General features: G+C 57.0%; 10 protein-coding genes. 2 read left to right on the top strand and 8 right to left on the bottom strand.

Annotated elements, in window-relative coordinates:
- Window positions 1–8: 8 nt before the first annotated feature.
- Together malQ and malP are read right to left on the bottom strand one after the other, a co-directional pair.
- Entirely contained in the window at window positions 9–2,102 is a 2,094-nt protein-coding gene (malQ, locus tag KHQ23_RS06955) for a 4-alpha-glucanotransferase (RefSeq protein WP_047693966.1), read from the bottom strand.
- Window positions 2,103–2,112: 10 nt separating this feature from the next.
- Window positions 2,113–4,503, bottom strand: coding sequence for a maltodextrin phosphorylase (malP, locus tag KHQ23_RS06950; protein WP_004151407.1), 2,391 nt, complete (start codon window positions 4,501–4,503; stop codon window positions 2,113–2,115).
- Window positions 4,504–5,127: 624 nt separating this feature from the next.
- Between malP and malT the strand changes: the two genes are divergently transcribed.
- Window positions 5,128–7,833, top strand: coding sequence for an HTH-type transcriptional regulator MalT (malT, locus tag KHQ23_RS06945; protein WP_002920545.1), 2,706 nt, complete (start codon window positions 5,128–5,130; stop codon window positions 7,831–7,833).
- A 15-nt stretch (window positions 7,834–7,848) separates the two neighbouring features.
- Here the strand turns inward: malT and KHQ23_RS06940 are convergent, their stop codons facing one another.
- Genes KHQ23_RS06940 through glpE form a run of 3 tightly spaced genes read right to left on the bottom strand, consistent with a single transcriptional unit; the run spans window position 7,849 to window position 9,867 of the window.
- Entirely contained in the window at window positions 7,849–8,607 is a 759-nt protein-coding gene (locus KHQ23_RS06940) for a DeoR/GlpR family transcriptional regulator (RefSeq protein ID WP_002920548.1), read from the bottom strand.
- A gap of 49 nt (window positions 8,608–8,656) precedes the next feature.
- Window positions 8,657–9,487 carry a rhomboid family intramembrane serine protease GlpG gene (gene glpG / locus KHQ23_RS06935; protein ID WP_004151408.1) on the bottom strand — a complete coding sequence of 277 codons (831 nt, stop codon included), beginning with the start codon at window positions 9,485–9,487 and terminating at the stop codon, window positions 8,657–8,659.
- Window positions 9,488–9,537: 50 nt separating this feature from the next.
- Window positions 9,538–9,867: a thiosulfate sulfurtransferase GlpE gene (gene glpE, locus KHQ23_RS06930; RefSeq protein WP_002920552.1), complete on the bottom strand. Its 330-nt coding sequence runs from the start codon at window positions 9,865–9,867 to the stop codon at window positions 9,538–9,540.
- Window positions 9,868–10,071: 204 nt separating this feature from the next.
- Here glpE and glpD point away from each other — a divergent pair, with 204 nt between their 5' ends.
- The gene (gene glpD, locus KHQ23_RS06925) at window positions 10,072–11,580 is read left to right on the top strand and encodes a glycerol-3-phosphate dehydrogenase (protein ID WP_002920554.1); all 1,509 of its coding nucleotides are present in this window, start codon (window positions 10,072–10,074) and stop codon (window positions 11,578–11,580) included.
- Window positions 11,581–11,642: 62 nt separating this feature from the next.
- On the opposite strand, the gene KHQ23_RS06920 is transcribed toward glpD, so the two are convergent.
- From KHQ23_RS06920 to glgP, 3 genes are all read right to left on the bottom strand, one after another.
- The gene (locus tag KHQ23_RS06920; protein WP_002920557.1) at window positions 11,643–11,942 is read right to left on the bottom strand and encodes a helix-turn-helix domain-containing protein; all 300 of its coding nucleotides are present in this window, start codon (window positions 11,940–11,942) and stop codon (window positions 11,643–11,645) included.
- Window positions 11,942–12,289, bottom strand: coding sequence for a type II toxin-antitoxin system RelE/ParE family toxin (locus tag KHQ23_RS06915; protein WP_032410616.1), 348 nt, complete (start codon window positions 12,287–12,289; stop codon window positions 11,942–11,944). Before KHQ23_RS06915 ends, KHQ23_RS06920 begins: the two co-directional genes overlap by 1 nt.
- 175 nt (window positions 12,290–12,464) lie before the next feature.
- Entirely contained in the window at window positions 12,465–14,912 is a 2,448-nt protein-coding gene (gene glgP, locus KHQ23_RS06910) for a glycogen phosphorylase (protein ID WP_002920561.1), read from the bottom strand.
- Window positions 14,913–14,920 lie beyond the last annotated feature (8 nt).

Raw genomic sequence — 14,920 nt, 5'->3', positions numbered from 1 at the left:
GGAAGTTATCAGGAGGCGGCTTTCTTGCTCGCCGCCTTGCGCCGTTTATCCAGATCCTTAATCAGCTTATTGACCCGTTCATCGGCAAACATCTGCTCCAGGGTGACGGACAGCTTCCGGCGCCAGTTCGGGTACTCGGTGCTGGTGCCCGGAATGTTAACCGGCGTCGCCATCTCCAGCCAGTCTTCCGGCTGCAGGCCCAGCAGGGCGCTGTTGCTGTCGGCAATATAACGCTGCATCCCCCGGTTGAGGATCCCCGTCATGCTCATCAGCGAGGCCTTATGGCCGGCGCGCTTGGGCAGACAGCCGTACTTATGCAGCGCGTCCAGCAGCCCTTGTTTCGCCAGCTCGCGGTCCTGGTACAGTCCGCGCAGCACCACCTCATCAGGATAGAGGCCCAGCGCTTTACCTAACGTCAGATCGCCGCTTTCCCAGTAGCCACGGAGAGTGGGCAGGTCGTGCGTCGTCGCCACAGCCATTGATTGCTCCGGGTACAGCGCCGGCGCGCGGAACGTTTTCTCTGCATCACTCTCAAAATAGAGCACCTTATAAGAATAGACGCCGCTGTTGCGTAACTTGCTGACGATCTCCACCGGTACCGTGCCCAGATCTTCACCGATCACCATGCAGCGATGACGCTGGCTTTCCAGCGCCAGAAGCGACAGCAGATCGTCGACCGGATACTGAACGTAAGCGCCATGGTCGGCGGTTTCACCATACGGGATCCACCACAGACGCAGCACAGACATCACGTGATCGATGCGCAACGCGCCGCAGTTCTGCATATTAGCGCGCAGCAGGTCGATAAACGGCTCATAGGCGCGGGCGGCAATGATATGCGGATCCATCGGCGGCAGGCCCCAGTTCTGGCCCAGCGGGCCCAGAATATCCGGCGGCGCGCCTACGGATGCTTTCAGGCAGTACAGTTCACGATCGCACCAGGTTTCCGACCCGCCCTCGGCGACGCCCACCGCCAGGTCGCGGTAGAGGCCGATCGGCATGCCGTCACGCTGGCTGGTTTCCCAGCAGGCGGCAAACTGACTCCAGGCCAGCCACTGCAGCCAGAGATAGAAACTGACGTCATCCTCATGCTCGACGCAGAAGGCTTTCACCTCCGGGCTGTCGATATCCTGAAAGGCCTTCGGCCAGGCCGGCCAGCCCCAGCGCAGCGGGTCCTGTTGTACCTGCCAGGCGTGCAGCGCATCGAAAGCCGCCTGCCAGTAGAGGCTTTCCCCTTCGCGCAGAACAAACTCGCGGAACGCTGCCATCTGCTCATCTTCACGACGAGAGAATTGTTTCCACGCCATACGCAGCGCGGTCATTTTCAGCGTAGTGACGGCGGTATAATCCACATCGTCCGTTTCCTGCGCCGCCTGCAGTGCCTGCTGCGTTGCCGGAGACTGCCACCACGCCTGCGCCTCTTCGCTACGCTGGAAATCTTCAACCGCGTTGACGTCGATATAAATAACGTTCAGCCAGCGACGTGAAGACGGGCTATAGGGGCTGGCGCTCTCCGGGTTCGCCGGATAGAGGGCATGAATCGGGTTAAGGCCAATAAACGACCCGCCGCGGCGGGCGATTTCCGGCAGCATGGCCCGCAGATCGCCAAAATCGCCGATCCCCCAGTTTTTCTCTGAGCGCAGGGTATACAGCTGCACGCAGGTGCCCCACAGCTTTTTCCCCTCTTTCAGCGGCTGCGGCTCATAGCAGCGGGCTGGCGCGACGATAGTCCGGCAGTGCCAGCGCTCCCCCTCCTGGGTGAGGGTCAGGGAGTGGTACCCCTCCGGCAGTTTGGCCGGCAGCGGCAGCGTCTCGCCGCCGCGGGTTTTCCCTTGATACTGCTTACCGTCCTCAGTAGTCAGGATCCACTGATACTCACCGCGTCCTGCCACCGGCAGCGACATTTTTTTGCCGTGAGTGAAAATTTTCACGTTCGGCAGCGGGTTAACCGCCACTTTCGTGGCGGCGGTAGAGCGATGCATCGCATCCAGCAGGCGCTGTTTGGTGACAGCCGCGATAGACTGCGGCTTGCCGTGCGCGTTGATATAGCTGGGGCTGATGCCCGCCGCCAGCGCGGCATTATCGAGGCGTTTACTCTCCATAGGCCTTCCTTTAGCGTTTCGCCTGCCAGATACGTTGCTGATAATCGCGGATCGAGCGGTCGGAGCTGAACATGCCGCAGCGCGCGGTGTTGAGGATAGCCGCGCGGGTCCAGGCCTCCTCGTCGCGATACAGCTCATCTACCCGTTTTTGCGCCGCTACGTAGGCTTCGAAATCGGCCAGCACCAGGTACGGATCGCCGCCCTGCAGCAGGCTGTGCAGCATCTGATCGAAGGCATGCTTGTCGCCGTTGCTGTAGGTGCCGTTCTCCAGCTCCTTAAGCACCGCATCGAGCAGCTTGTCTTTTTTACGCCATTTCAGCGGATCGTAGCCTTTCGCTTTCAGGGCTTTCACCTCTTCAACCGTGTGGCCGAAGATAAAGATGTTCTCCTCGCCCACCTGCTCAGCGATTTCCACGTTAGCGCCATCCAGCGTCCCGACGGTCAGCGCGCCGTTCAGCGCCAGCTTCATGTTGCCGGTGCCAGAGGCTTCTTTACCCGCGGTGGAGATCTGCTCGGAGATATCCGCCGCCGGGATCAGTTTTTCTGCTGCCGATACACAATAGTCCGGCAGGAAGACCACCTTCAGCTTATCGCCGACTTTCGGGTCGTTGTTGATCGCTTCCGCTACCTTATTGATGGCAAAAATAATGTTTTTCGCCAGATAGTAGCCCGGCGCCGCTTTCGCGCCGAACAGGAAGACGCGCGGTACGCGGTCGGACTGCGGGTTTTCGCGGATCTCTTTGTACAGCGCAAGGATATGCAGCAGGTTAAGGTGCTGACGCTTATACTCGTGCAGACGTTTGATCTGGATATCGAAGATCGCCTGCGGGTTGATCTCAATCCCGGTACGCTGCTTCACAAACTCAGCCAGATGAACTTTGTTGGCCTGCTTGATATCGCGATAAGTCTGACGGAACGCCGCATCGTCAGCATATTTTTCCAGGTTGATCAGCTGGTCGAGGTCATTGGCCCACTCTTTTTTCAGCGTCTCATCCAGCAGCGAGGCCAGCGCCGGGTTGCACTGCTTGATCCAGCGGCGCGGCGTGATGCCGTTGGTCACGTTATGGAATTTGTTCGGCCACAGCTGGTTATATTCCGGGAACAGATCTTTTACCACCAGATCCGAGTGCAGCGCCGCCACGCCGTTGACAGCAAAGCCGCCCACCACGCACATGTTGGCCATCCGAACCTGTTTGTCATGCACCACCGCCAGCTTCGCCCAGACCTGCTTATCGCCCGGCCAGGTTTTGTCCACCAGCTGTTTAAAGCGGTCGTTGATCTCTTTAATGATCTGCATATGGCGCGGCAGCAGCGCTTTTACCAGCTTCTCATCCCAGCATTCCAACGCTTCCGGCATCAGGGTGTGGTTGGTGTAAGCAAAGGTTTTGCTGGTGATCGCCCAGGCGTCGTCCCAGCTCAGCTGGTGCTCGTCGATCAGCACGCGCAGCAGCTCCGGGATGGCGATGGTCGGGTGCGTATCGTTCAGCTGGATCACTTCGTAATCCGCCAGTTCGGCCAGCTTGCGGCCTGCCAGATGATGACGGCGCAGGATATCGGCCACTGAGCAGGCGCACTGGAAGTACTGCTGCATCAGGCGCAGTTTTTTACCGGCCTGATGGTTGTCGTTCGGGTACAGCACCTTGGTCAGTTTTTCCGCGTCGATGCCCTGCTGCTCGGCGCGCAGGAAATCGCCATCGTTGAATTTGGTCAGGTTGAACGGATGAGCGTGTTTGGCCTGCCACAGACGCAGCGGCTGGGCGACGTTGTTGCGATAGCCAAGCACCGGCAGGTCCCAGGCTTCGCCGGTAATGACGAACGCCGGCTGCCATTCGCCGTTTTTGCTGACTTTCCCGCCGATACCTACCTGGACATCCAGCGCTTCGTTATGACGGAACCACGGGTAGCTGCTGCGCCCCCAGTCGTCAGGGGCTTCCATCTGCTGGCCATCGTCAAATGACTGGCGGAACAGGCCATACTGGTAGTTGAGACCGTAACCGGTCGCCGACTGCCCCACCGTCGCCATGGAGTCGAGGAAGCAGGCTGCCAGACGTCCCAGGCCACCGTTACCCAGCGCCGGGTCAGTCTCTTCTTCCAGCAGATCGGTGAGGTTGACATCGTAGCCTTTCAGCGCGTCGCTGACGCCCTCGTACCAGCCCAGGTTGAGCAGGTTGTTGCCGGTCAGACGACCAATCAGAAACTCCATTGAGATGTAGTTAACGTGACGCTGTCCTTGCGCCGGTTTCGCTACCGGCTGCGCCGCCAGGAGTTCCGCCAACGCTCCGCTGACTGCGCGCCACCATTGACGCTGTGTCATCTCGGAAGCGGACTGTAAACCAAAATGCTGCCACTGACGCGTCAGTGCAGCCTGAAACTGAGCTTTGTTAAATGTAGTCTGTGACATAATGAGATCCGGGTCCTTTACTAAAACGATGGCGCTAGTGTGCCGACCTCCCGATTCATCGTCCTCATCCTGACGGGGATTAGACAGGGAGGAGTGGCGGGGATGAGCGAAAAGTGTGATCCTGAACACTATAGTGTGGGCGAGAAGGCAAAAATATGCTGTAAAAATCACCGCGATATGACAATTGAGAGGTTACCTCCGGTAGCTAAAAATTTGTTACAGGCCAATACGTGTAAAAAATCTTCCAGTTCCTCGCCACGTTATTAACAAAATAAATAGAGGCCCCTGAAGAAATAAGCACCTTTCATCGCATTGACCCGCAAAAAAGATTACTTCTAAGAAATCGCTGACAATAATTTAATAAAAACAAACAACTACTCTTAGCGTAAAATAAATCCACCCACACTCCGCCAGCTACCGCCTGAAAACCGCGGCCGACCAGTCCTGCCTGCGATTTTTTCCCATTCTCAGCCAATGTCAAAATTTGTGACATAGAGCAAATTCAAGAGCATAAACTTCGGACATAACTTGCAATAAATTTCATAATCACCGACCTTATTAGATATTAATTACGAAGCGCAAAAAAAATCGCAACCTCTCTCTTGCACAGCGAAATGTAGAACTATGTTGATTCCGTCCAAATTAAGTCGTCCGGTCCGCCTTGAACACACTGTGGTTCGTGAGCGCTTACTGGCGAAACTTTCCGGCGCGAACAATTATCGTCTCGTGCTGATCACCAGTCCTGCCGGGTACGGTAAGACAACGCTCATTTCTCAGTGGGCCGCGGGTAAAAACGATCTTGGGTGGTTTTCGCTGGACGAAGGCGACAACCAGCAGGAGCGTTTTGCCAGCTATCTGATCGCGGCGATTCAGCAGGCTACCGGCAACCACTGCGCGGCCAGTGAAGCGATGGTGCAAAAACGCCAGTACGCCAGTCTCTCCTCTCTTTTTGCGCAGCTGTTTATTGAACTTGCCGACTGGCAGCGCCCGCTGTATCTCGTCATTGATGATTACCATCTGATCAATAATCCGGTGATCCATGACGCGATGCGCTTTTTCCTGCGCCATCAGCCGGAGAATATGACCCTGGTGGTCCTGTCGCGTAACCTGCCGCAGCTGGGCATTGCCAATCTGCGCGTCCGCGATCAGCTTCTGGAGATTGGCAGTCAGCAGCTGGCCTTTACCCACCAGGAGGCGAAACAATTTTTCGACTGTCGTCTGACATCGCCTATCGAAGCCGACGACAGTAGCCGGCTGTGCGACGATGTCGCCGGGTGGGCCACCGCGCTACAACTCATCGCCCTCTCCGCCCGCCAGAATAACTCCTCCGCCCAACACTCCGCCCGCCGCCTCGCCGGGATTAACGCCAGCCATCTGTCGGATTATCTGGTGGATGAAGTGCTGGATAACGTTGACGCCCGCACGCGCAACTTTTTGCTGAAGAGTTCTCTGCTGCGCTCAATGAACGACGCGTTAATCGTGCGCGTCACCGGCGAAGAGAATGGCCAGATGCAGCTGGAGGAGATCGAACGCCAGGGGCTGTTCCTGCAGCGGATGGATGATTCCGGCGAATGGTTCCGCTATCACCCGCTGTTTGGCAGCTTCCTGCGCCAGCGCTGTCAGTGGGAGCTGGCGGTTGAACTACCGGAGATCCACCGCGCCGCCGCGGAAAGCTGGATGGCGCAAGGTTTCCCCAGCGAGGCCATCCACCATGCGCTGGCGGCCGGCGATGCCAAAATGCTGCGCGATATCTTGCTCAATCATGCCTGGGGCATGTTTAACCATAGCGAGCTGGGGCTACTGGAGCAGTCGCTGGCGGCGCTGCCATGGTCCAATCTGCTGGAAAATCCGCGCCTGATCCTGCTCCAGGCCTGGCTGATGCAGAGCCAGCATCGCTACAGCGAAGTCAATACCCTGCTGGCGCGCGCCGAGCAGGAGATGAGTGTGGAAATGGACACCGCGATGCATGGCGACTTCAACGCGCTGCGCGCGCAGGTGGCGATTAACGATGGCGACCAGGACGAGGCGGAACGTCTGTCAATGGTGGCCCTGGAAGAGCTGCCGCTGGCCAACTATTACAGCCGCATCGTCGCCACATCGGTGCATGGCGAAGTTCTCCATTGTAAGGGAAAGCTGACCAAATCCCTCGCCGTGATGCAGCAGACCGAACAGATGGCCCGCCGTCATGACGTATGGCATTACGCCCTGTGGAGCATCATTCAGCAAAGCGAAATCCTCTTCGCCCAGGGCTTCCTGCAGGCCGCCTGGGAGAGCCAGGAGAAAGCCTTCCAGCTGGTACGCGAACAGCATCTTGAGCAGTTGCCGATGCATGAGTTCCTGCTGCGCATCCGTTCTCAGCTGCTGTGGGCATGGGCGCGCCTCGACGAGGCTGAAGCTTGCGCCCGCCAGGGGATGGACGTGCTATCCACCTATCAGCCGCAGCAGCAGCTGCAGTGCCTGGCGCTGATGGTCCAGTGCTCACTGGCGCGCGGCGATCTGGATAATGCCCGCAGCCACCTGAACCGGCTGGAAAACCTGCTCGGTAATGGTCACTATCACAGCGACTGGGTCTCCAACGCCGATAAGGTGCGAGTGATCTACTGGCAGATGACCGGTGATAAAACCGCGGCGGCCAACTGGCTGCGCCAGACGCCAAAGCCGGAGTTCGCCAACAACCACTTCCTGCAGAGCCAGTGGCGCAACATTGCCCGGGCGCAGATCCTGCTGGGCGACTTCGAACCGGCGGAAATGGTGCTGGAAGAGCTGAACGAAAATGCGCGTTCGCTGCGTTTGATGAGCGATCTCAACCGCAACCTGCTGCTGCTCAACCAGCTGTACTGGCAGTCAGGACGCAAGAGCGAAGCGCAGAAAGCCCTGCTGGAAGCCCTGACGCTCGCCAACCGCACCGGTTTTATCAACCACTTTGTGATTGAAGGCGAGGCGATGGCCCAGCAGCTGCGCCAGCTGATCCAGTTGAACACGTTGCCGGAGCTGGAGCAGCATCGCGCCCAGCGTATTCTGCGCGACATCAACCAGCATCATCGCCACAAATTCGCCCACTTTGACGAAGGGTTCGTCGAGCGACTGCTGAATCATCCGGAGGTGCCGGAGCTTATCCGCACCAGCCCGCTGACCCAGCGCGAGTGGCAGGTGCTTGGCTTAATCTATTCCGGTTACAGCAACGAGCAGATTGCCGGCGAGCTTGACGTGGCGGCCACCACCATCAAGACCCACATTCGCAACCTGTATCAGAAACTGGGCGTCGCCCACCGGCAGGACGCGGTACAGCATGCCCAGCAGTTACTTAAGATGATGGGATACGGCGTCTGACGACGCCGTTGCCGTTTAGCACAGCTCCAGCTGAAGGTTGTTATCAGTGATCACCTTCAGCACGCCGGCCGGCGGCAGCACGTCGGTATAGACCGCATCGACCATACTGATGCTGCCCATGTTGACCATCGCATTGCGGCCAAACTTGGTATGGTCCACCACCAGCATCACGTGGCGTGAATTCTCAATGATCGCCCGCTTGGTGCGCACTTCATGATAATCAAACTCCAGCAGCGAGCCATCGCTGTCTACGCCGCTGATGCCGAGAATGCCGAAGTCGAGGCGGAACTGCGAGATAAAGTCGAGGGTGGCTTCCCCGATGATCCCGCCGTCCCGGCTACGCAGTTCGCCGCCGGCGAGAATAATACGGAAGTCCTCTTTCACCATCAGCGTGTTGGCGACGTTAAGGTTATTGGTCACAATCCGCAGATCGTTGTGATCGAGCAGGGCGTGCGCCACCGCTTCCGGCGTGGTGCCGATATCAATAAACAGCGTCGCCCCGTCCGGGATCTCGCTGGCCACCCGCCGGGCGATACGCTCTTTCTCCGCCGTCTGGGTCGCTTTGCGATCGTGCCAGGAGGTGTTGACCGAGCTGGAGGGCAGCGCCGCGCCGCCGTGATGGCGGAGGATCATTTTCTGTTCGGCTAAATCGTTCAGGTCGCGGCGGATGGTCTGCGGGCTTACCGCGAACTGCTCAACCAGCTCTTCCGTGCTGACGTAACCCTGTTTTTTTACCAGCTCGATAATGGCGTCATGACGTTGTGTTTGTTTCATGAAATATCCCTGGAAAAATGTCGCCTACCCGACCCCTGTCGGTAAGTCTTTATGCGCGTTTTCGCCCATGTAAGGTATCAACAAACGCCATCGCCAGGCCGGTCGCCAGACCAGCCACGTGCGCGCCGTTGGCGATCGCCATGCCGAAAACGTCAAACCAGCCAGCAATTAACCACACTAAAGAGAAGAGTATCAACCCGCGCTGCAGATAAATACCGCTCTGCGGATCGCGCTCGCCCCGCAGCCAGACGTAGCCCATCAGCGCGTAGACCACGCCCGACAAGCCACCAAACCACGGGCCGCTAAACTGGTGCTGCACGAAGCCGCTCAGCAGAGCGCTGATGACGGTGATCACCACCAGCTTGCCGCTGCCGATGCGCTTTTCCACCGCGCCGCCAAGATACCACCACCATAGCAGGTTGAAGAGAATATGCATCAGCGAGAAATGCATGAAAGCATGGCTGAAATAGCGCCAGGCTTCGAACTGCAGCGAAGGATCGTAGGGCCAGGCCAGCCAAATCATCACCGGCTGATCGCCCAGCAGATTTTGCAGGATGAACACCGCGATGCAGATCAGCAGAATCGCCCAGGTGAACGGACCGGCGTTATGCCGCAGCGTGGCAAAGAAAGGAAAGCGCTGATAGCGCAACCCGCTATTGGTCTGTCCGGACTGCCAGCTCGCCGCCAGATAGCGCGGGTCCGCCGGGTTTTCGAGAAAACGCGCCAGCTCAGCCCTGACGCGCCCGGCCTGACTCTCATCAGCCAGCCAGACGTCGCTCTGGGTATGCTGCTGGATGGTCAGGATAATCCCCTGCGTCGCCATATAATCGACAAACGCCTGGGCCACCCGCGGGTTGGCAAAAGAGGTAATCATTAACATGCAGCGAATCGCTTATTCCACACAAAGGGGGATAGTATACCTGCCAGTCGTTAAAACGTCCCGCGCGCCACTTCCGCCGGGAAATGGCGATGCCAGGCGTCGAACCCGCCGTCAACGCTATAGACCTTATCAAACCCCTGCTGCAGCAGATACTGCGCGGCGCCCTTGCTGCTGTTGCCGTGATAGCACATCACCATCACCGCCGTGTCAAAGTCGTTGTCACGCATAAACGCGCCCAGCGTATCGTTGGTCAGATGAAACGCGCCCGGCGTATGACCCATCGCATAGCTTTGCGGATCGCGGATATCGACCAGTACCGCCGTCTGCTGATGCAGTTTCTGGTGCGCTTCTTCAACATTGATGCATTCAAACTGTTCCATGATTCTCTTCTCTTTCTCGTCATGACGGGCGATGGCCGGCCCAATTTTACCCTGTAGTGTACCGTCAGGCGGTAAAGAAACGCCAATATGTTACACCCATCACTTCAAAATGTTTTTTTGATGTTACCAAAAGCGCGTTTGTTTGCTATAGTGAGCGATATCGAGCATTTATGAGCTTAAACGAAAGTGTGAGAGGGTAAGAACGTGGAAACCAAAGATCTGATTGTGATAGGCGGAGGCATCAACGGTGCCGGTATCGCGGCAGATGCCGCCGGGCGTGGTTTATCCGTACTGATGCTGGAAGCGCGCGATCTCGCCTGCGCCACCTCCAGCGCCAGTTCCAAACTGATCCACGGCGGGCTACGCTACCTCGAACACTATGAGTTCCGTCTGGTCAGCGAAGCGCTGGCCGAGCGTGAAGTGCTGTTAAAAATGGCCCCGCATATCGCCTTCCCGATGCGCTTTCGCCTACCGCATCGCCCGCATCTGCGCCCGGCATGGATGATCCGTATCGGCTTGTTTATGTACGATCATCTGGGCAAACGCACCAGCCTCCCGGGATCCACCGGGTTGCGTTTTGGCGCAGAATCGGTACTTAAACCGGAAATTGTGCGCGGTTTCGAATATTCCGACTGCTGGGTCGACGATGCCCGCCTGGTGCTGGCCAACGCGCAGATGGTCGTCCGCAAAGGCGGCGAAGTGCGTACCCGCACCCGCGCTATCTCGGCGAAACGTGAGAATGGCCTGTGGGTGGTGGAAGCGGAAGATATTGATAGCGGTGAGAAGTTTACCTGGAAGGCGCGCGGCCTGGTCAATGCCACCGGCCCATGGGTCAAACAGTTCTTCGACGAAGGGATGCATCTGCGCTCGCCTTACGGCATCCGTCTGATCAAGGGCAGCCACATCGTGGTGCCGCGGGTGCATACCCAGAAACAGGCTTATATTCTGCAGAACGAAGATAAACGCATAGTGTTTGTTATTCCGTGGATGGATGAGTTCTCTATCATCGGCACGACGGACGTCGAGTATAAGGGCGATCCGAAAGCGGTGGCCATTGATGATAAAGAGATCAACTATCTGCTGAACGTCTATAACGCGCACTTTAAAAAGACCCTCAGCCGGGACGATATCGTCTGGACCTACTCCGGCGTCCGTCCGCTGTGCGACGACGAGTCGGATTCGCCGCAGGCCATTACCCGCGACTATACCCTGGATATTCACGATGAGAACGGTCAGGCGCCGCTGCTGTCCGTCTTCGGCGGCAAGCTGACCACCTATCGCAAACTGGCCGAGCATGCACTGGAAAAACTGACCCCCTATTACAAAGGGATCGGCCCGGCATGGACCAAAACCGCGGTGCTCCCCGGCGGCGATATCGGCGGCGACCGCGACGACTACGCGGCAAAACTGCGCCGTCGCTTCCCGTTCATCAGTGAATCACTGGCCCGCCATTATGCCCGCACCTACGGGAGCAACAGCGAGTGGATCCTGAAGGAAGCCAGCGCCCTGAGCGATCTCGGGGAAGATTTCGGCCACGAGTTTTATGAAGCCGAGCTGAAATATCTGGTGGAGCACGAGTGGGTGCGCAGCCTGGATGACGCCATCTGGCGTCGAACCAAACAGGGTATGTGGCTGACTGCCGAGCAGCAGGCGCGCATCAGCGAATGGCTGGCGCAGCATGCGGGAAAGTCTGAACTGTCGTTAGCGTCCTGACATCGCGCGGCGCCAGGAGAGAAATACCCGGGCTATGGCTTGCGCTTGGCCCGGATACCTGTTCACAAATTAAACGAGACTTTTTTTCCAGTCGGCAATGTGACATTTATACTGAGTTCTCCCCCCAATGCCGCAATGTAGCGTTTTAGGGTCGAAAGCCGAGGGTCGTTATCAGCCTGTTCCATTTTAGCGATCGTTGGCTGCTTTACCCCCATAGCCGCAGCCATCTCTGTTTGCGACATTTGCAACTCTTCTCGAAGCAAGTTTAAAGCGACAGACTGGCGTATCTCTGCCGCTTTCGCTGCAATACGCTGCTGGCTATCAGGACTCTGTTTCGCCATGAGTTCTTTTAGCGTGGCCATTATCGCTCCTTAGTCAGGTGTTGGCTGAATTCTCTGTCAGCCAGAGTAATCATCTCTTTGTAAAAACGTTTCTCATTCATGCCATCCTTATCGCCCGCACATAAAACGATAGCTTTCCGCAGAGGCTCAAAAGCAAAAAAGGCGCGGATGGGGAGCCCATGATGCTGAACCCGGAGTTCTTTCATATTCTGAAACGTTGAATCTTTCACCGTATCAACATACGGGCGCCCAAGCTGCGGAGCAAACTCAGACAGGATGAGAATCGTGGCCAACATATCCTCTTTTAAAGCTCTACTTTGTAATTCGAACCAGGTATCAAACGTATCCGTCGTTTCTACATCCCACATAGGCTATGAACGTAAACTTATTGAGCGTTTATCGTACTGCTGGCGAATTCACGTCAATAGTATATTCCCGCAATAGCCTGAATCCTCCCCGGCACTTTTCCGAATAAAACGTTCGCCACACAACACAACGGGGCCAAATGGCCCCGTTGTGTTGTGTGGTGTTGCATTGACTGGCTTACAGCCTTACCGGGTCGATATGCCAGATATATTTCGCGTACTCCTGGATCGTCCGGTCAGAAGAGAAGTAGCCCATGTTGGCAATATTCAACATCGCCTTATAGGCCCACTCTTCCGGGTTTTGATACAGCTCGTCGACGCGATCCTGGCAGTCCACATAGCTACGATAGTCCGCCAGAACCTGGTAGTGGTCGCCAAAGTTAATCAGCGAATCCAGCAGGTCGCGGTAGCGCCCCGGTTCCGCCGGGCTGAAGACGCCGGTACCGATCTGCGTCAGCGCCTGGTGGAGCTCTTCATCCTGCTCGTAATATTCGCGTGGTTTATAGCCGCTGCGACGTAGCTCCTCCACCTCTTCCGCGGTGTTGCCGAAGATAAAGATATTCTCTTCGCCCACGTGCTCCTGCATCTCCACGTTTGCCCCATCAAGGGTGCCGATAGTCAGCGCGCCGTTAAGGGCAAACTTCATATTACTGGTGCCGGAAGCTTCAGTGCCTGCGAGGGAGATCTGTTCCGACAGGTCTGCCGCCGGAATGATCAGCTGCGCCAGGCTAACGCTGTAGTTGGGGATAAAGACGACCTTCAGCTTGTCGCCAATCTGCGGATCGTTATTAATCACCGCCGCCACATCGTTGATCAGGTGAATAATGTGCTTGGCCATATAGTAGGCCGAGGCCGCCTTACCGGCGAAAATATTTACCCGCGGCACCCACTCGGCCTGCGGATCGGCCTTGATCCGGTTATAGCGGGTGATGACGTGCAGCACATTCATTAGCTGCCGTTTGTATTCATGGATACGTTTGATCTGCACATCAAACAGCGCCTTCGGATTGACCACCACATTGAGCTGTTGAGCAATATAGCTGGCCAGCCGCTGTTTGTTCTCAAACTTGGCCTGACGCACCGCCTGATTGACCATCGGGTAGTCGATATGCTGTTTCAGCTCATCAAGCTGACTCAGATCGGTCCGCCAGGTGCGGCCGATATGCTCATCCAGCACTTTCGACAGCGGCGGGTTGGCCAGCGCCAGCCAGCGGCGCGGCGTCACACCGTTGGTCACGTTGATAAAGCGCATTGGGAAGATTTTGGCGAATTCGGCAAACAGTGACTCCACCATCAGTCGGGAATGCAGCTCGGACACCCCGTTGACCTTGTGGCTGACCACTACCGCCAGCCAGGCCATCCGCACACGGCGGCCGTTAGACTCGTCGATAATCGAGGTGCGACTGAGGAGGTCGGTATCGTTCGGATACTGCTCCTGCAAAGTCTTGAGGAAATAGTCGTTAATCTCGAAGATAATCTGCAGATGGCGCGGCAGAATTTTACCCAGCATATCCACCGGCCAGGTCTCGAGCGCTTCGCTCATCAGGGTGTGGTTGGTATAGGAGAAGACCTGACAGGTCACCTCAAACGCCTCGTCCCAGCTGAACTTATGTTCGTCGATAAGCAGACGCATCAGCTCCGGTATCGACAGCACCGGGTGGGTGTCATTCAGGTGGATGGCAATCTTGTCCGCCAGGTTGTCATAGGTCTTATGCAACATGTAATGGCGACTCAGGATATCCTGCACCGTGGCCGACACGAGGAAATACTCCTGGCGCAGGCGCAGCTCGCGGCCGGAGTAGGTCGAGTCGTCCGGATAGAGCACGCGGGAGACGTTTTCGGAGTGGTTTTTATCCTCTACCGCGGCGAAGTAGTCGCCCTGGTTGAATTTACCGAGGTTAATTTCGCTGCTGGCCTGCGCGCTCCACAGACGCAGCGTGTTGGTGGCGTCGGTGTCAAAGCCGGGGATGATCTGGTCGTAGGCTTCCGCAATGATCTCCTCCGTCTCAATCCAGCGGGTTTTCTTTCCTTCCTGCTGAATGCGGCCGCCGAAGCGCACTTTATAGCGGGTGTTGTGGCGCTCAAACTCCCACGGGTTACCGTACTCCAGCCAGTAGTCAGGAGACTCTTTTTGTCGGCCATCGACAATATTCTGTTTAAACATCCCGTAGTCGTAGCGGATGCCGTAACCGCGTCCCGGCAGACCCAGCGCCGCCAGGGAGTCAAGGAAGCAAGCCGCCAGACGGCCCAGACCGCCGTTGCCAAGCCCGGGGTCATTCTCTTCATCGATCAGCTCTTCGAGATCAAGCCCCATCTCCGCCAGCGCGCTGCTCACATCGTCATAAATGCCCAGCGACAGCAGCGCATTCGAGAGGGTGCGGCCGATCAGAAACTCCATCGACAGATAGTACACCTGGCGCACTTCCTGGGAGAGCTGCGCGCGGTTGGAGCGCAGCCAGCGCTCCACCATGCGATCGCGAACGGCAAACAGCGTGGCGTTAAGCCATTCATGCTTGTTGGCGATGGCCGGATCTTTACCGATGATAAACATCAGTTTATAGGCAATAGAATGCTTTAACGCCTCAACGCTCAGCGTCGGTGATGCATAGCTAAAGGGTACATTCATAACAATGA

The sequence above is a fragment of the Klebsiella sp. 64 genome (assembly GCF_018223915.1).
Lineage (GTDB): Bacteria > Pseudomonadota > Gammaproteobacteria > Enterobacterales > Enterobacteriaceae > Klebsiella > Klebsiella pneumoniae.
This window is presented reverse-complemented; position numbering and strand designations above follow the sequence as displayed.

Bases quoted from the DNA above. Each gene is read 5' to 3' on its own strand.
- glgP (WP_002920561.1), bottom strand. From the start codon at position 14,912: ATGAATGTACCCTTTAGCTATGCATCACCGACGCTGAGCGTTGAGGCG.
- KHQ23_RS06915 (WP_032410616.1), bottom strand. From the start codon at position 12,289: ATGTGGGATGTAGAAACGACGGATACGTTTGATACCTGGTTCGAATTA.
- malP (WP_004151407.1), bottom strand. From the start codon at position 4,503: ATGTCACAGACTACATTTAACAAAGCTCAGTTTCAGGCTGCACTGACG.
- KHQ23_RS06920 (WP_002920557.1), bottom strand. From the start codon at position 11,942: ATGGCCACGCTAAAAGAACTCATGGCGAAACAGAGTCCTGATAGCCAG.
- glpG (WP_004151408.1), bottom strand. From the start codon at position 9,487: ATGTTAATGATTACCTCTTTTGCCAACCCGCGGGTGGCCCAGGCGTTT.
- malT (WP_002920545.1), top strand. From the start codon at position 5,128: ATGTTGATTCCGTCCAAATTAAGTCGTCCGGTCCGCCTTGAACACACT.
- malQ (WP_047693966.1), bottom strand. From the start codon at position 2,102: ATGGAGAGTAAACGCCTCGATAATGCCGCGCTGGCGGCGGGCATCAGC.
- glpE (WP_002920552.1), bottom strand. From the start codon at position 9,867: ATGGAACAGTTTGAATGCATCAATGTTGAAGAAGCGCACCAGAAACTG.
- KHQ23_RS06940 (WP_002920548.1), bottom strand. From the start codon at position 8,607: ATGAAACAAACACAACGTCATGACGCCATTATCGAGCTGGTAAAAAAA.